9 protein-coding genes are annotated in these 17,919 nt (G+C 67.6%); 4 read left to right on the plus strand and 5 right to left on the minus strand.

The genetic code is table 11. From position 1 onward, the window contains the following. Positions 1-20 precede the first annotated feature (20 nt). Positions 21-707 (plus strand): LpqN/LpqT family lipoprotein, encoded by a 687-nt coding sequence (locus tag MCHUDSM44219_RS12075; RefSeq protein ID WP_048418490.1) that lies wholly within the window; start codon positions 21-23, stop codon positions 705-707. 6 nt (positions 708-713) lie between these two features. On the opposite strand, the gene MCHUDSM44219_RS12080 is transcribed toward MCHUDSM44219_RS12075, so the two are convergent. Continuing rightward, on the minus strand, positions 714-2,303 hold the full coding sequence (locus MCHUDSM44219_RS12080) for an acetolactate synthase large subunit (RefSeq protein WP_048418491.1): 1,590 nt from the start codon (positions 2,301-2,303) through the stop codon (positions 714-716). Positions 2,304-2,429: 126 nt separating this feature from the next. Here MCHUDSM44219_RS12080 and MCHUDSM44219_RS12085 point away from each other — a divergent pair, with 126 nt between their 5' ends. Further along, the gene (locus MCHUDSM44219_RS12085; protein WP_048418492.1) at positions 2,430-3,617 is read left to right on the plus strand and encodes a tetratricopeptide repeat protein; all 1,188 of its coding nucleotides are present in this window, start codon (positions 2,430-2,432) and stop codon (positions 3,615-3,617) included. After that, positions 3,614-4,675 carry a tetratricopeptide repeat protein gene (locus MCHUDSM44219_RS12090; RefSeq protein WP_048418493.1) on the plus strand — a complete coding sequence of 354 codons (1,062 nt, stop codon included), beginning with the start codon at positions 3,614-3,616 and terminating at the stop codon, positions 4,673-4,675. The genes MCHUDSM44219_RS12085 and MCHUDSM44219_RS12090 overlap by 4 nt, the downstream gene beginning before the upstream one ends. Positions 4,676-4,679: 4 nt before the next feature. Here the strand turns inward: MCHUDSM44219_RS12090 and MCHUDSM44219_RS12095 are convergent, their stop codons facing one another. After that, positions 4,680-5,810, minus strand: coding sequence for an NAD(P)H-dependent flavin oxidoreductase (locus MCHUDSM44219_RS12095; protein ID WP_048418494.1), 1,131 nt, complete (start codon positions 5,808-5,810; stop codon positions 4,680-4,682). Beyond that, positions 5,807-7,459 carry a medium/long-chain-fatty-acid--CoA/3-oxocholest-4-en-26-oate--CoA ligase gene (locus tag MCHUDSM44219_RS12100; RefSeq protein WP_048418495.1) on the minus strand — a complete coding sequence of 551 codons (1,653 nt, stop codon included), beginning with the start codon at positions 7,457-7,459 and terminating at the stop codon, positions 5,807-5,809. Before MCHUDSM44219_RS12100 ends, MCHUDSM44219_RS12095 begins: the two co-directional genes overlap by 4 nt. Positions 7,460-7,527: 68 nt before the next feature. Here MCHUDSM44219_RS12100 and MCHUDSM44219_RS12105 point away from each other — a divergent pair, with 68 nt between their 5' ends. Beyond that, positions 7,528-8,328: a crotonase/enoyl-CoA hydratase family protein gene (locus MCHUDSM44219_RS12105; RefSeq protein ID WP_048418496.1), complete on the plus strand. Its 801-nt coding sequence runs from the start codon at positions 7,528-7,530 to the stop codon at positions 8,326-8,328. 62 nt (positions 8,329-8,390) lie between these two features. Here MCHUDSM44219_RS12105 and MCHUDSM44219_RS12110 read toward each other — a convergent pair whose 3' ends face one another. After that, positions 8,391-16,574, minus strand: a complete 8,184-nt coding sequence (locus MCHUDSM44219_RS12110) for a BTAD domain-containing putative transcriptional regulator (RefSeq protein ID WP_082162162.1) — start codon at positions 16,572-16,574, stop codon at positions 8,391-8,393. A 138-nt stretch (positions 16,575-16,712) separates the two neighbouring features. Further along, a complete protein-coding gene (locus MCHUDSM44219_RS12115) occupies positions 16,713-17,915 on the minus strand; it encodes a cytochrome P450 (protein WP_413783603.1) in 1,203 nt (400 codons plus the stop codon). Positions 17,916-17,919 lie beyond the last annotated feature (4 nt).

Below are 17,919 nucleotides of genomic sequence, written 5' to 3' on the forward strand. Positions count from 1 at the left end.
GGAACGGCAGGATTTCAGCCATGATCCGAGCCGCCGTCGTCCGGTTCGTCGCGGTGGCGTCGGCCGCGCTCGTCGTGACCTCCTGCGGCTCGCCCACCGGAGGGGATCCGTCCGCATCGGCGCCGGCGGGTCCCGTCGCCAGCGCCCCGCCTCCGGCCACCGCAGAGCCGAGCGCGCCTGCGCCGAAGGCCCAGACGATTCGCGACTACATCACGGCTAACGGCCTGCAGGAGACCGTGATCCACCGCGGGGACGCCGGCGCCCCGACTGTCGACCTGCCGTGGATGGACGGCTGGGAGGACGCGGGTTCCCTCACCCCGGAGTGGGCCTATTCCGCCGTCGTCTACCGGGGACCCCGGCCCGAGGACTACACACCGAACATCGTGGTGCTGATGTCGAAGCTGACCGGCGCCGCCGATCCGCAGGCGCTGATCGACTCGGCTCCCGGCGAGCTCGCGGCCCTCACCGGCTGGACGCCGATCGGGGAACAGGGTCCGGGCGGTCGCGACGACTACCCCAGCTACCGGCTCGACGGCACGTGGGTGCGAGACGGCGTCACCAAGGTCGTGGCGCAGACGACGGTGGTGGTCCCCGCCGACGACGGCGTCTATGTGGTGCAGTTCAACGCTGATGCCGCGCAGAGCGAATTCGACATCGCTACAGCCGGTTTGACCACCATCACCCAGCAGGCCATCATCCTGCCCTGAGGCGGGTCAGGACAGCAGCGACGGCACGATCGCGTCGATCAGGTGCGGGCCCGGCTCGGCGAACGCGTCGGCCAGCGCCGCCGTCAGCTCCTCTGCGGTGCGGACACGGCGGCCGGGCACGCCGAGGCCTTCGGCGATCCGCACGAAATCGATGGCGGGAGAACCCAGGTCGAGCAGTTCGCGCGCCTTCGGGCCGGGCTGGGCGCCGCTGCCGGCACCCACGCGCTGCAGCTCGATCCGCAGGATGTCGTAGGCGCCGTTGTTGAAGATCACCGTCGTGACGTCGAGATTCTCGCGGGCCTGCGTCCACAGCGCCGAAAGGGTGTAGAGCGCCGAACCGTCGGCCTGCAACGACACCACCGGGCGGTCCGGGGCGGCGATCGCCGCGCCCACCGCGGCCGGGATGCCGTAGCCGATGGCGCCTCCGGTCAGGGTCAGCACGTCGTGGGCCGGGGCGCCGGCGGTCGCCGCGGCGACACCGACTCCCGCGGTGTTGGATTCGTCGACGACGATGGCCCCCTCGGGCAGCAGGGCGCCGATCACGGTGGCCGCGGCGAACGCGTTCAGCTCGCCGGTCGGCAGATCCGGCCGTGCCGCGGGCGCCACGGTCGCGGTGCTGCCCGGCGCCACCTCGTCGGCCAGATGTTCCAGCGCCGCGGCCGCGCCGCGATGCGACGCGAGCGTGTGCACCGTGCACCCGTCGGGCACCAGATCGCTCGGCTTGCCGGGATAGGCGAAGAACGACACCGGAGACACCGCACCCGCCAGCACCAGGTGTCGCGCCCCGGCCAGCTGTTCGGCGGCGGCCTCGGCGAAGTACGCGAGCCGCTCCACCGCGGGCACCCCCGCACCCCGCTCGAGCCGCGCCGGGAACGTCTCGCAGAGCACCGTCGCTCCGGTGGCCTCGCCGATGCGGACCGCGGCTGCGAGTCCCGGTCCGTGGGTCGCGTCGCCGCCGATGAGCAGCACGGTGCGTTCCCCGGAGCGCAGCGCCGACGCGGCGACGCGTACCGCGTCGTCATCGAGGATGCCGTCGAGTGCGAAGCCATCGCCACGCTCGGCGCCGACCGTGCCGGTGGCTTCACGCTCGGCCGACGTGGCCCCGTCGCTCCACGAGACGTCGGCGGGCAGGATCAGCGTCGACACCACGCCGCGCCGGGCAGCCTCGAGGGCGGCCACGGTGTCGGCCGCGACGTCGCCGGGCCGCAGCGTGCGGTGCACCCACCCCGACACGGAGCCCGCGACCGCGTCGATGTCGGATTCCAGTGGGGCGTCGTACTTCTTGTGATAGGTGGCGTGATCGCCGACCACGACGACCATCGGGGTGTGCGCACGGCGCGCGTTGTGGAGGTTGGCCAGGCCGTTGCCCAGCCCGGGACCGAGGTGCAGAAGGACCGCGGCCGGTGTGCCGGCGATCCGGGCGTACCCGTCGGCGGCGCCGGTGGCCACGCCCTCGAAAAGCGTGAGCACGCCGCGCATGCCGCCGACGGTGTCCAGCGCGGCGACGAAGTGCATCTCCGACGTGCCGGGGTTGGCGAAGCAGACGTCGACGCCCGCACCGACGAGGGTGGTCAGCAGGGAATGCGCACCGTTCATGTGTGCTCCTCGGAATCGTCCGTGCGATAGTGAGCCCTCCGGCACTGTGTCAGGATTGCGTGCCGACTGGGCGGGCTCGGCGAAAATCGCCTGTCATCAGGGCCCCTGGTCACGTACTTTGAGCCGATGACCGACCCGCTGATCGAGAGTCTGCGACGCGCCGTCGAGCGCGCGCCCGACGACGCTCTCCTTCGGCTGCACCTTGCCGAGCAGTTGCTGGCTGCCGGCGCTGTCGACGACGCCATCGCCGAATGCGCGACGGTGCTATCTCAGGATCCAACCTGTGGCGAGGCGCGACAGCTGATGGCCCGGTCGGTGACGCCCGCCGAGCCTGCGGCCGGCGGTTTCGACTGGTCGGCCGCTGACCGTGAACTCGACGAGATCGTCGCACCGATGTTCGTCGGCGATGAGGCCGGACGGGGCCAGGCGGTGTGTGCCTGGGAGGCGGAGAACGCGGGCGTCACCCTGGCCGACGTGGGCGGGATGCACACCGTCAAAGACCGTCTGGAGGCAGCGTTTCTCGCGCCCATGCGTAACCCCGAGTTGCGAAAGCTGTACGGCAAGAGCCTGCGCGGCGGTCTGCTGATGTACGGCCCGCCGGGCTGCGGGAAGACGTTCCTCGCCCGCGCAGTGGCGGGTGAGTTGGGAGCGCGGTTCGTCAGTGTCGGACTGGCCGACGTGCTGGACATGTACGTCGGCAACTCCGAACGCAACATCGCAGAGCTGTTCGACCTGGTGCGCCGGGAAGCGCCCTGCGTGCTCTTCCTCGACGAGATCGATGCGCTCGGCCAGAAGCGCAGCGGAACACACAACGCTGCGATGCGCGGTGCCGTCGTCCAGCTGTTGACCGAGCTCGACGGTGTGGCACATCGCAACGACGGCGTGTTCGTGTTGGCCGCGACCAATCAGCCGTGGGATGTCGATCCCGCACTGCGTCGGCCGGGTCGGTTGGACCGGACGCTGCTGGTGCAACCCCCTGATGTCGAAGCACGGGCATCGGTGTTCCGCTACCACCTGCGGCACCGTCCCGTCGCGGGCATCGATCTGGCCCGGTTGGCCAAGGACACCAACGGTTTCTCTGGTGCCGATATCGCGCATGTCTGCGAGACCGCGTCGGAACGGGCACTGCTCGACAGCGCCCGCAGCGGCGAGGTCCGCATGATCGAGATGCGGGACCTCGTCGCCGCTCTCAGCGAGGTTCGTCCCTCCATCGGGGAGTGGTTGCAGACCGCACGCAACGTGGTGCTGTTCGCCGACGACGACGGCACCTATGCCGACCTGCGGACGTACCTGAAGAGGGTCAGGAAGCTGTGAGCGCCAACAGTTTCGATGATGATGTGGGAGGCGCGCTGATCCGAGCCCATCACCTCATCGAGATCCATCGCCCCGACGAAGCGCTGCGCATGCTCGCCGCAGCGTTGGCCGAGGATCCGGACAACCCCGACGTTCTGTGCGCCGCCGCGAGGGCCTCATTGGACTCGAGCCGCTGTCGAGAGGCCGGCGAACTGGCCACCCGCGCGGCGGCGGCTGCTCCTCGGTGGGAGTATCCGCAGCGGCTGCGCGCAACGGCCCTGCACTTGCTGGGCTGGTCCGACGAGGCCGCCACCGCAGCGAGGAGAGCGGTCGCCCTCGCGCCCGACACGTGGAACACGCACTACGTACGGGCTTTGGTCTGCTCCACCTCGCGGCACTCTTCCCAGGAGGCGTACGCCGCCGCGCGGCGAGCAATCCACCTCGCACCGAACGAGGCGGATACGTGGGCCGTTCTCGGCCACGTCGCCGTCGAGAACAGAGACCAGGACACCGCGCAGAAAGCACTCGAGAAGGCGCTGTCGCTGGAGCCCAACCACTCCTCGGCACGTAACGATCTCGGTCGCCTCCACCTGTTGCGCGACGACCCGGTCGGGGCAGCCGGTCATTTCGCCGGGGCCGTCGCCAGTGACGTACGGTGCCGAGAAGCAGCGCTGAACCTTGAATCCACTGTGTCCGCGGCGTTCTCGGACATCATCATCGTTTTCGGCATCGTGCTGGCGCTGATCGAGTGGACCGTCATCGCCATCGGCGCAGACCCGTCGGCGTCCACGAGACTGGTGGTGGGCGTCTTCTGCCTTCGTGTCGTCGGCTATCTGCTGATCAAACAGATCGTGCCGCTGTTGCGCGCGCCGCCCGGGCGCTACATGTTCTCACTGCTTCGTCTGTATCCCGAGCTGATCGCCGCGGGCGCACTGCAGTTCACCGGCTTCGCCCTCCTGACGGCGGTGTGGGCGCTCCCCGGGCGAGCCTGGCTGTGGTTGACGGCCATCGGTACCGCGGCTCTGTTCGGCAGCGTGCTGCTGCACGTGCGGCACGTACGCGGGCGCCTGTCGACCTGACTACTCAGGCGTCGCGGATGCCGTCCAGACGTTTCGTCGCCTCGTCGAACCCGCTGACCAGTTCCGCGATGATGTCGGCGACGGGGCGGATCTCGTTCATCCGGCCGACGATCTGCCCGACCGGCATCGCCACCGCCGTGGGATCGGAGGATTCACTCATCCGCTGATGGGCCTCACTGACGAGGATGTTCTGCAGCGGCATCGGCAGCGGTTCGGGGGCGCCGTCGGCGTCCCAGGCGTCGGTCCAGCGGCTCTTGAGCAGTCGGGCGGGCTTGCCGGTGTAGATGCGCCGGCGCACCGTGTCGGCGGAAGTGGCGCTGAGCATGGCCTCCTGGATCACCGAGCGACCCGACTCGAGGCGCACCCCGAGGTCGTACTCGGCCGAGGTGAGGAAGGCCGAGCCCATCCAGACGCCCTGTGCGCCCAGGGCCAGCGCGGCCGCCACCTGCCGGCCGGTGCCGATGCCGCCCGCGGCGAGCACCGGATTGGGATGGCCGAGGGCGCGCAGTCCATCCACGACCTCCGGCCACAGCACCATCGAGCCGATCTCGCCGGTGTGTCCGCCGGCCTCGTGGCCCTGGGCGACGACGATGTCGACGCCGTTCTCGGCATGGCGCAGAGCGTGTTTGGCCGAACCGGCGAGTGCGGCGATGGGCACCCCGGCCTCGTGCACCTGGTCGATGACGTCTTTGGGCGGGGAGCCCAGCGCGTTGGCGATGAGCTTGATCGGGTGCTTGAGAGCCACCTCGACGTGGCTGCGCGCCACCGAATGCAGCCATCCCAGAACGCCTTCGGAGCGTTCCTCGTCGGCGGGCAGGGGCGGCACCCCGAGGTCGGCGAGCGTCTTGTCGACGAACTCACGGTGCTCGGCGGGGATGAGCTTGTTGATGTCGACCGACGTGCCCTCGGTGGGCACCTTCGCCGGCATCACGATGTCGACACCGTACGGCTTGCCGTCGGTGTTGGCGTCCATCCACTGCAGGACGTTCTCGAGATCGTCGGCGTCGTTGAACCGCACGCAACCCAGCACCCCCAGGCCGCCCGCGCGGGTGACGGCCGCGGCGACCTTCTCCGAGGGGGTGAAGACGAAGATCGGGTAGTCGATGCCGAAGCGATCGCACAGTTCCGTTCTCATGACTGCGCCGCCGCATGCTTCTCGTGCACCTCGTCGGCGGGCCTCTGTTCGGTCACGTCCTTGGCCCACCGGTAGTCGGGTTTGCCTGCGGGCGAGCGCTTCACCTCGTCGACCAGCCACAGGCTGCGCGGCACCTTGTAGCCGGCGATCTCGCTGCGCACAAAGGCATCCAGGTCGGCCAGCGTCGGGCGGGTGCCCTCGCGGGCGTGCACGACGGCGGCCACGTGCTGACCGAAGCGGGGATCCGGGACGCCGACCACCAGCGCGTCGAACACGTCGGGGTGACCCTTGAGCGCGGCCTCCACCTCTTCGGGGTAGATCTTCTCGCCGCCGCTGTTGATCGACACCGAGCCGCGGCCCAGCATCGTCACGGTGCCGTCGGCCTCCACCTCGGCGTAATCGCCGGGGATCGCGTAGCGCACGCCGTTGATGGTCTTGAACGTCTCCGCCGTCTTCTTCTCGTCTTTGAAGTAGCCGACCGGGATGTGGCCGCGCTTGGCGATGATGCCGCGCTTACCCGAGCCCGGCACGACCTCGTTGCCGTCCTCGTCGAGGACGACGGTGTTCTTGTCGATCGTCACCCGCGGTCCGCCGGTGTGCGACTCACCCTTGGCCACCACGCTGGTGCCGCCGAAACCCGTCTCCGAGGAGCCGATCGAGTCGGTGATGATGCGGTTGGGCAGCAGCTCGAGGAACTTCTCCTTGATGCTGGTGGAGAACAGCGCGGCGGTGCTGGCGAGCAGGAACAGGCTCGACAGGTCGTACTCGTTGCCGGCGTCCTGATGGGCGAGCAACGCGTCGAGCAGCGGCCGGGCCATCGCGTCGCCGGTGAAGAACAGCAGGTTCACCTTGTGCTCGTGGATGGTGCGCCACACTGCGTCGGCGTCGAATTCCGGTACCAGCACGGTGGTCTGGCCGGAGAACAGCGCCATCCAGGTGGCCGACTGCGTGGCGCCGTGGATCATCGGCGGGATCGGGTAGCGGACCATCGGCCCGTTCTCGGCCGCCTGCTTGGCCAGGCCGTACTCGTCGGCGATCGGCTCGCCGGTCGCGAAGTCGGTGCCGCCGAACAGGACTCGGTAGATGTCCTCGTGGCGCCACATGACGCCCTTGGGGAACCCGGTGGTGCCGCCGGTGTAGAGCAGGTAGATGTCGTCCTCGCTGCGCGGGCCGAAGTCCCGCTCGGGGGAGCCCTCCGCGAGCGCGGCGTAGAACTCGACACCGCCGTACCGCTGGTAGTCCTCGTCGGTCCCGTCTTCGACGACGAGGATGGTCTTCACGTTCGGGGTCTCCGGGAGGACGTTGGCCACCCGGTCGGCGTAGCGGCGCTCGTGCACGAGCGCCACCATGTCGGAGTTGTCGAACAGGTACTTGAGCTCACCCTCGACGTACCGGAAGTTGACGTTGACCAGGATCGCGCCGGCCTTGACGATGCCGAGCATCGCGATGACGATCTCGATGCGGTTGCGGCAGTACAGCCCGACCTTGTCGTCCTTCGTGACGCCGTGGTCGAGCAGGTAGTGCGCGAGCCGGTTCGACTTCTCCTCGAGCTCGGCGTACGTCAGCTTCTCGTCGCCCGAGATCAGGGCGACGCGGTCAGGCACGGCGTCGATGGCGTGCTCGGCGAGATCGGCGATGTTCAGGGCCACGGCTCTAAATTAGAACGTGTTACATTTCCAGACAAGTCGCTGTCTTCGATGCGGAAAGGCGGACACCCGTGAGCGAACCCCAGAAGCAGCCCGATTGCCTCGTTGAGCAGCGCGGACACACGCTGATCGTGACGATGAACCGACCCGAGGCGCGCAACGCGCTCTCCGGCGAGATGCTCTCGATCATGGTCGAGTCCTGGGACCGCGTCGACAACGATCCGGAGATCCGCACCTGCATCCTCACCGGCGCGGGCGGCTACTTCTGCGCGGGCATGGACCTCAAGGCCGCGTCGGCCAAGCCGCCGGGCGATTCGTTCAAGGACGGCAGCTACGACCCGTCGCGCATCGACGGTCTGCTCAAGGGCCGGCGGCTGAAGAAGCCGTTGATCGCGGCGGTCGAGGGGCCGGCGATCGCGGGCGGCACCGAGATCCTGCAGGGCACCGACATCCGGGTGGCCGGGGAGAGCGCGAAGTTCGGCATCTCCGAGGCGAAGTGGAGCCTGTACCCGATGGGCGGCTCGGCGGTGCGGCTGGTGCGCCAGATTCCCTACACGATCGCGTGCGATCTGCTGCTGACCGGCCGCCACATCACCGCGGCCGAGGCGCTGTCCTACGGCTTGATCGGCTACGTGGTGCCCGACGGCAGCGCGCTGGACAAGGCGCTCGAGATCGCCGAGGTGATCAACAACAACGGGCCGCTCGCGGTGCAGGCGATCCTGAAGACCATCCGCGAGACCGAGGGCATGCACGAGGAAGAGGCGTTCAAGCCCGACACCGCCAACGGCATCCCGGTGTTCCTCTCCGAGGACGCCAAGGAGGGCCCGCGGGCGTTCAAGGAGAAGCGCGCCCCGAACTTCCAGATGAAGTAGCCGCTGGTGTGCGTCCAGATCGCGATTCCGAGCGACATCGCGATCTGGGCGCACACTCGGCGTCATTCGCCGTGGAGTTCGGCTGCATATCTGGCATCGAGTTCGGCGTAGGCGGCGTCGAGATCATCGACCTCGAAGATCACCGTCGCGGTCATGCGACCTCTGTCATCGACCTCGGTGAGCGCCAACATGTCGGTGTGGACCTGGTTGGAATCGACATCTCTCTGCCGGAGACTGGTGCGCGAGAGCACGAGAAGCCTGCCCCTGGTCGCAACGACGGTGAAAGTCACATCAGTGAGTCCCAGTTCGGTGAAAGCCCGAAGATCCTCTATCTCGGCATCTCGACCCTCCCGGAATCCAGCACCCACCACGCGGCGGCGATCGTCCAGGGTGAATCCGCTATGAATAACGTCCGTCACGGCATCAAGATCTCGGCACCGAAAGGACTTCACGAACCGCTCCACTGTTCTGCTCGCCAGGTTCTGCGCCGCCGTTCGTCCGCCGAGCTCGTCGAACCTGGCGAGCGCAGTATCCAGATCTCGCTCGTCGAACAGCTCGCAGCGGTTGATCGCATCGCCGTCGAAGGTGAGGAGAGCGACCTCGCGCCACTCCGCCTCAAAGCCCTGCCCGGATGTGCCACGTTCGGTATGAGTGAAAACTGCTCCGAGATCGCTCAGCCGATGCACGGCCACGATGCGAGTACGGACATCGGGCACCACCTCCCACATCGCACTGACGTAAGTGTTCATCTCGCCGATCGCGGATCCGACGCCAAGACGGTGGTCGATGTTCACCCAGTCCGGCGTCGTCTTCGACAACTCCTTCCGGTTGAACGCCGCGTACGTCTGGGTCACCAGAGACCAGATGTCCGCGTACGGCGCTCCCTCACCTGTCATGAACCGTGCATCGAGCTCGAACAGGGCGGCGTCGACGTCGTCTGGATCGAACAGCACCCCTGCCTGACATCGGTCGTGTTCATCGATCTCGCAGACGATCAGCAGTTCGAGGCCGAATGCATCCTGTCGCTGGTCGCCGGAGACTCGCGTGTACATCAACGCCAGTTGCTGTCCGCGGGTGGCGATGACGCGACATTCGGCGTTTCTGACTCCCACGTCGGCCGCCGCCCGCATGCTCGCAGTTTGAGCGTCGAGACCGCGTCGAACGCCATCACTGACGACTCGACGGCGATCGTCGGTGTAGATGTCGGCGGCCGAGATCTCCGTCATCCCTTCCCAGTCGCCCTCGACCAGACACGCGTTATATCTCTGGAAGAGTCGACTTGCCCGGTTGTCGCCGCACGAGGCGCTGAGTTCGTCGAAATGGGCGAGTGCGGACCCCACGTCCGGCTCCTCGAAGCGGTTGCTGCACAGGACTGTGTCACCCCGGACGATGGAGGTGCAGACCTTGCGCGACGTCGTCTGGCCCACGGGGTCGCGAGCGACGGAGGTGTACACCGCGCCGAGATCACTCAGCCGATGCACGGCCTCGATATACGTCGTCAAGGGAACGGCCTGTGTGATCGCAGTCCACACCGTCGCGTGAGCGGCCGCCTCGCCGGCGACGAACCGAGCGTCGAGCTCCGTCAGCGCAGCATCGAAATCGTCTGGATCGAAGGCGTCGCCACGGACGATGCGCCCGCCGGAATTCACCTCGACAACGTTGAGGACCTCGAAACCGAACGCATCGGGTCCTGCACCACCCGATACGCGCTGACTGAAGAGGACCAGGTGATCACCACGGGTCGCGATGACACGTGGCTCGAAATTGGTCACTCCGACAGCTGCGATGGCCCTGATGTCGGCGATCATGGAGTCTCGGCCACGTTGCACTCCCCCATTGACGACCCGGCGTCGATCGTGGTGGACATGTTCTTCCACGAGGAGCGCTGACATCGCGTTCCAGTCGTGTGCCCTGTACATCGCCAGCCAGCGTTCGTAGGTTCGGCTGGCCGTGTTGTGGATCTCCCCCATAGCGCCGGTCACTTCGTCGAAACGTGCCAGTGCCATGTCTACGTCGTCCTCGTCGAACATCTCGCAGCGGTCGAAAAGGTCGCCCTCGACAGTGAGAAGGTCGACCATTCGCCATTCGAGACCAACCCCTTCCGGCGAGAATCCGGTTGCCACATGGGTGATGACCGCGCCCCGCTCGTTCAGTCGGTGAACGGTTTCCACGTACAGGCGGTTGTTCTCCGTGTCCTGCAAAGCGACCGCCAGGTACGCCTTGAGATCACCCGATCTGAGTCCCGCTCCAGACCGATGGTCGACGTCGGCGAAATGTATTGTCGTCGGGGAAACCTCACGCCTGTGCCGAGCCGAGAACCCTTGCGCGACGACCGAGAATGTCCGCGCGAACGGTGCAGCCTCGCCTGCCAAGTATCGCGCGTCCAGCTCGGCGATCGCGGCGTCGAAGTCATCGAGATCGAACATGACGAGTGCCGAGAGCCTCCCGTCAGCATGAATCTCCGCGATACCGAGCCACTCAGCGCGAAATGTCGCACCAGAATGTCGTGAATCGAACCATTCGACCCGCAGCAGGGCGAGATGATTTCCGCGCGTGGCAATCTCGACCCAGGCCAGGTCGTCGAAACCCACGTCCGCGGCGGTCTGCAGACCATGTACCTCGGCTTGTCGACCGCGCCGAATCCCGCCGTTCACCGTCCGACGGCGATCGTCGAGGGTGAAGCCATCGGCCAGCATCGTCCCTATGGCTTCCCAGTCTCGGAGCACGAAGTTTTGCCGAAAGCGCTCCGCCCATCGGCTCGTCTCGCTGCGGAGCAGTGGCGTACCTGGCGTGAGCTCATCGAATCGCGCGATCGCGCTGTCGAGGTCGTCCGCGTCGAACAGCTCGCTGCGGGTGACGAGGTCGCCTTCCACCGTCAACATGTTGACGTCCCGCCACTCCGCCTCGAAGCCGGCGTTCGAGGTTCCCCTCGCGGCGTGCGTCACGACGGCGCCTGCTTCTGTCAAACGGTGTACCGCTTCGACGTAGATCCTGGTATCCGGTGAGTCGGCCCACGCTGCCGACAGGTATGCAGTCATCTCGCCTGAGGCGAATGCTGCAGCTCGACGGTGGTCGACGTTCGACCAACCCGGAGACGTCGGGGCTACCTCACGCCGGTTGAACGCGGCGTAGGCGCCTGCGATGACCGACCATGCGCGCGCGAAAGGTGCAGCCTCACCTGCCAAATATCTCGCATCGAGCTCGACGATTGCGGCATCGAGGTCGTCGACTTCGAAGGCAGCGAACCCCGTCATCTCACCGGACTCACCGACCTCGGCGAGGTGGAGGACCTCGGTGGAGAAGGCGTCGGGTCGCACGTCGCGACCACCGAAGTGAGCACGCACCAGTGCCAGACGACCTCCCCGGGTGGCGAGAATCGTCGACGTCGCCTCGGTGACGCCGAGATCCGCGAGAACCCGGACGTGTTTGATCGCAGCGTCACGACCGACCCGACCCGACCCCACGACGCGCCGAGCATCGTCTGCGACGAAGTCGTCCGCCAGGGTCGCGGCCAACCCCTCCCGATCGCCGGTGACCATGCATGCGTTGAAGCGCTGGTAGCACCGGGTTGCCTCGTTCTCCAGCGACCGCTGCGGCCGACTCAGCTCGGCGAACCGCGCCAGCGCCTCCTCGAGGTCACTCTCATCGAACACCTCGGTCCGCGCGATCAACCTTCCTTCGAAGAGGATCACACCGATCGATCGCCACTCGGCTTCGAATCCCTGGGGGGATGACCCCGTGGTGACTGTGGTGATGACGGCCGCACAATCCGAGAGTCGATGGACAGCCTCGACGTACATCTCGATGCCGGGCGTATCCAGTGCCGATTCCCGCACGTAGGCCTTCATGTCTTCCGGCGCCGACGTTGCGCCCGAACGATGGTCGACGCCCACGAAATCAGCGGTGATAGGCCAGGTTCCGTGGATCTTGAGGAAGGCGCAGCCCTCGACGATGATCGTCCAGGCCTCTGTATGCGCGCTCGCCTCGCCGGCGGCGTAGCGGGCGTCGAGTTCGGCGAAGGCGTCATCGCGGTCATCGATGTCGAAGAGGACGCGGGCCGTCATCCGATTCTCGCGGTTGACTTCCACCACGCCGAGCATCTCGGTGCAGAACGCCTCCGGTCGCTGATCTCTCCCCGACAAACGGATGCGCACCAATGCCAGTCGCTCACCCCGAACGGCGATCACGGTCGACGCCGCGGTGTGTGTACCGAGTTCCGCGGTAGCCCGCATGTCCGCCACCTTCGCGTCACGGCCTCGTCGCACTCCGGCATTCACGATGTGGCGGCGATCGTCGGCGAATAGATCGTCGTCAAGAAGTTCGGCCATCGAGACCCAATCACGGTTCGCAAAACAGCTCTGGAATCGTGCGTCGACTCGACTGGCTGCGTTGTCGAGTCGCGGGCTCGGCCGGTGTGGGTCGAACCGTGCGTTCTCGGGTCGGACGTCCGCCGCCTCGGACGCTGTCGCGAGAGTTGACGCGCCCCGCCCACCGTGCAACCGCCGCGCCTTCTCCGCCAGCGCCGCGGCGCCCTTCATCTCATACAGATCTGCTGCGCGCTCCGCAGCCGCCCGTGAAGCTGTCGCATCCCCGGCGATTCCGAGCACCACTGCGAGCGCCAGGCACGCGTCGCCGTGATCGACAAGAGCGTCGGTTGCCCCCGCGATCGCCACGGCCTCCTCCCCCACCCGCCGCGCCTCTTCGTGCGCACCGCCCCGCGCCAGCAACTGCGCTCGCACCGTCCGCCAGGAAATCGACGCCTTCAGCGCGTGGCCGGCGAGTCTTTGACTCTGCGAACACAACTCATCTGCTTCGGCATCCCGATCCAGAGCCAGGCACGCCCGCGCCAGCAAGGCGGCGGTCTCCGCGGCGTCGGCGTCCAGGCCCATACGGCGAAAGCCGCGGTATGCCCGCCGCAGATGTTGCTCTGCGGCGGCGGGCTCGTCGGCGACCAGCTCGATGATCCCCGCGAACTGCTCCACCTCCATCAACGCGTGCCGCATGCCCAACTCGGAGAGCGACCGCCTCGCCGATTCGATCAGTTGTCGACCTGCGTCGGCTCGGCCACGGAACGCATCCAGTACCGCCTGGCAGCGTGTGGACGTGGCCTCCACGACCGGTGATCCAGTCGTGATTCGCAGCAGCCGTACGACGTCGAGGCACCGCCCGCCCGCACGCGGAACCGCGCTCGGTCCCCACAGAGCCGCCAGCGGGGCGCCGGCCAGAACCGCGTTGACGCGCCGGTGATCCCGCGCGCGTCGTGCTGCAGTCAGTGCCTGGTCCAGCGCCGCCTCGCAGTCACCGATCCGACCCAGACGGGCGCGACATCCGGCGCGAACAGTGTGCGCCTTGGCCTCCCCCGCCGCATCCTCCAGCTCGGCCAGCGTCGCGGCCGCCTCGCCGACCGAAGCCTCGATCTCGTCCAGTCTTTCCGGGTCGGTGAGCGCGGAGAGTTCGCCGTCGAAGCACACACCCCACGCCGCGAGCCGCCTGGAATCGCCTGCTGCTCGGCGCAATTGCGTAACGGCACCCACAGCCGAAGCGACATCACCCGCTGCGAGCAGGGCCTCGCAGCGCGCAATCAACAACTCGCCCTGCAGTTGGTCGCGGTCCTCCAGGTCATCGTCGAGTTCTTCGAGCGCATGGAGCGCCTTGTCGTAGAGGTCCGCCGCACCTTCGTACGCCAGCCGCGCCATCGCCTGGTCGGCGGCCCGCCTGCAGTAGTCGACCGCCTTGGCGGCATTGCCTGCCCACGCGCACTCGAAGTAGTGATAAGCCAATTCGGCCAACAGATCACCAGCCCCCGGCTCCGACTCCAGTGCCGCGGCGATTCGCTGGTGCAGTCGCATGCGCCGAACGGACGCCAGTTCCGCGAGCAGTGACTGCCGGACCAGCGCGTGGTTGAACCGGTACAGCCCACCCGGCTCCTCGACGACGATGCCCGCCGTCGACGCCTCGTCGAAGGCATCGACGAGATCCTGGTCGAGCACCCGCTCGATCAGGTCGACGGCGAACCGGCTGCCGACGACGGCAGCCGCACCCAGTGCCTTGTTCGTCTCGACCGACAGCCGAGACAGCCTGCGCGTCAAGGCTTCTCGAACTCCCTGCGGCAGCGTGTTCGGATCCCAACGGCCACCGCTCTCGTCCACATGGCGCAGCGCCTCGATGAGGAAGAACGGATTGCCGCCGGTCACCGAGGCCAGTGCCCGGGCCAGGTCCTCATCGTCATAGCCTGCCGCGACGAGATACGCCGTGACGTCGTCCTGCTCGAGGCCGCCGAGCTGCAGCCTGTTGGCGGTGCCGTCGCGATTGAGATCGGCCAGCATCGCCGCCAGCGGATGCGACCGGTCGAGGTCGGTGCTGCGGTAGGTTCCGATGATCTGTAGCCGTGTGTGCTCGCCGAAACGGAGCAGATGCCGCAGCAGCAACAGCGTGGGTTTGGCCGCCCAGTGGAGATCGTCGAGAACGAGAATCACGGGCACGCTGGCGGACACGGCCCCCATCACGGCGACCACCGCGTCGAAGAGTGCGTAGCGTTCGGTGTCGGGGTCAGCGCGCGGCGGAGCCGCCAACTCGGGCAGGACGTCGAGCAGGCCCGGCACAAGTGGCAGGAGCGCTTCGATCCCACGGGTGCCACGCAGCCGCTCGGACCCCATGCACGGCAGCAGTGATCGCAGCGCCTCCGCGAACGGCTGGTACGGCGCACCGAGGTCCTCATCGCAGCGCCCGTACAGAACGACCGCACCCTGCTCGTACCCACGACGCGACCACTCCCCGGCCAGCCGCGTCTTCCCGACGCCGGGCTCGCCCGAGATGAGCACCGCCCGCGCTCCGGCGTCGAGCGTCGTCTGCCATCCGGCGAGCAGCAGTTCGAGCTCGCCGACTCTGCCGACGAACGGACCGGAGCCGGCCAGCACGGTGGGCATGACCGGTCGTTCGATGGGGACATCGAGCGCGGGCGGACGGGAGTCGTCAGGAGTTTCCAGGCGCAGCTCGAACACACGCTCCGGCCGCGGGAGGTTCTTCAGCTGCCGCGTGCCGAGATCGGCCAGCACGACGTCGTCGGCCAGCGAATCGATGACCAGTTCAGCCGTCGCCCCCGAGCACAGGATCTGGCCGCCCTCCGCCAGCGACCGCAGGCGAGCGGCTCGGTTGACCGCGCGGCCGAAGTAGTCGCCGTCGCGGAGCTCGACCTCGCCAGTGTGCAGGGCGATCCGAATCCGCATCGGATCAGCGAGCGCCCACGGTTCGAGGCGGATGGCTTCCTGCAGTTCGATGGCGGCCGCAGCCGCCCCCGACGGGCGGTCGAACACCGAGAACGTCGCATCACCTTCGCCGCGGGTCTTGATGAGCCGCCCGCCGCGCGAGGTGACCACCTGCTCGACGATCTCGTCGTGGCGCGCGAGCGCCACCGCCATCGCGTCGGAATCCCGCTCCCACGCCGCCGTTGACCCCTCGATGTCGGTCAGCAGAAACGTCACCGCACGCATGACGGACGAAACGTTCTGGTAGACAGGCAGTTCGAGCGACTCATCTTGGACGACGATCTTAGACTCGAGCCGGCGGAGCTCGGGTCCGGGATCGACACCCAACTCGTCGGCAAGCAGCGCGCGGACCCGCTGGTAGGCCGCAAGTGCTTCGCCTTGCCGACCGGCCCGGTAGAGGGCGAGCATCAGTTGTCCCCACCGCCGCTCGCGCAGCGGTGCCTCGGCGATCGCGGCTTCGAGTTCGCCGATGAGCTCAGCGGCTCGGCCCGTCGCCAGCAGCGCGTCGGCCCGGTCCTCGACCAGGGCGGCGTGCCCCTCGGTCCAGCGAGTCCGTTCCGCGCTGCCACGCCGGCTGTCGGGCAGCTCCGGCGCGCCACGCCACAGTCTGAGCGCCTCGTCGAAGCAGGACACCGCGTGACCGACGTCCCCGGCGGCCATCGCCTCACGACCTCGTGCAGCGGCCGTTCCGTAGCGAACGGCGTCGATGTCGGGTGTGTTCACGGTCCATCCCATGCCCTGGGTGAGCACGAAGCCGTCGCCCAGCGCGCGACGCAGCGCAGAGATGTGCGTTTGCAGAGCTTTCGCGGCGGTGCGCGGCGGATCCATCCCCCACAGCAGTTCGACGAGCGTGTCCCCGGGAACGACAGCACCGCCGTGCAACCCGAGCATCGTCAAGATGGCCCGCGGCTTGGCGCCCGGGATCGCGACCGGAAGACCGAACTGCCGGACGTGCAGAGGGCCCAGAACCCCCAGTTCCACCGAAGAAAGGCTACTCACGCTCACCACGTTGGTGGGGCGTATTCAGCGGCCGGTCAAGGTCCGGTAAAGGCAGACAGGATTCTGGTGTGCGTCCAGATCGCGATATCGGGTCTGCGCACGATCTGAGCGCACACTAGATCAGCCGAGCGCCTTCGCGGTCGGGGTGAACACCACCGGCATCGACTCCAGCCCGCTGACGAAGTTCGCCGGGCGCAGCGGCAGCATGTTCTCGTCGGCCAGCCGCAGATCCGGCAGGCGGGTCAGCACCTTGGTCATCATGATCTTCAGCTCGAGCCGGGCCAGCTGATTGCCCAGGCAGAAGTGCGTGCCGAAGCCGAAGGCCAAGTGGCTGTTCGGGTTCCGGTCGATACGGAAGTTCTGCGGGTCGCCGAACACGGACTCGTCGAAGTTGGCCGCCTCGAACATGAGCATGATCTTCTCGCCGGCCGTCAGCGACGTGCCGTGGAATTCGGTGTCCGCGGTCAGTGTGCGGCACATGTTCTTCACCGGTGACGTCCAGCGCAGCATCTCCTCGATGGCGCCGGGCAACAATTCGTGGTCGGCCGCCAGCCGCTGCCACTGGTCCTGGTGCCTCAGCACCTGCTCGGTGCCACCCGAAAGCGTGTGCCGGGTGGTCTCGTCACCGCCGATGAGGATCAACAGCGTCTCGAACACGATCTCGTCGTCGGACATCTTCTGACCCTCGACCTCGGCGTTGACCAGCACCGAGAACAGGTCGTCGGTCGGGTTGGCGCGACGGTCGGCGATCACCTCCATCGTGAAGGCAGTGTACGCGGCGAACGTGTCCATCAGCTTCTGGATCGTCTGCTCGTCGACCGTTGACGACAGCCCGCACACCAGGTCGTCGGACCACTCCAGCAGCTTGTCGCGCTCTTCAGGCAGCACGCCGAGCATGTCGCCGATGACGGCCATCGGCAGCGGCGCCGCGATGTCGCGGACGAAGTCGGCCTCGCCACGCTCACACACCCCGTCGATCAGCGCGTCGCAGAGCCGCTCGATCGACGGCACCTTGTCCATCACCCGCTTGCGGGTGAACCCGGAGTTCACCAGCTTGCGGCGCAGGATGTGCGACGGGTCGTCCATGTCGATCATGTACGGCATGCCGGGCTGATCGGGTCGGATCCCGCCGGTGCTGGAGAACAATTCGGGGTTGCGCTCGGCGTCGAGCACCGCCTGATACGTCGTCGCGGCCGCCAGCCCGTTGCGATCCCGGAACACCGGTTGGTTGGCGCGCATCCACGCGTAGGCTTCCCGCGCCGCGCGGCCGTCGGCGTAGAAGTTGCCGTCGGCGAGGTCGACGTCGGGCTTGGCGGGGGCAATGGCG

This window comes from Mycolicibacterium chubuense, from assembly GCF_001044255.1.
Lineage (GTDB): Bacteria > Actinomycetota > Actinomycetes > Mycobacteriales > Mycobacteriaceae > Mycobacterium > Mycobacterium chubuense.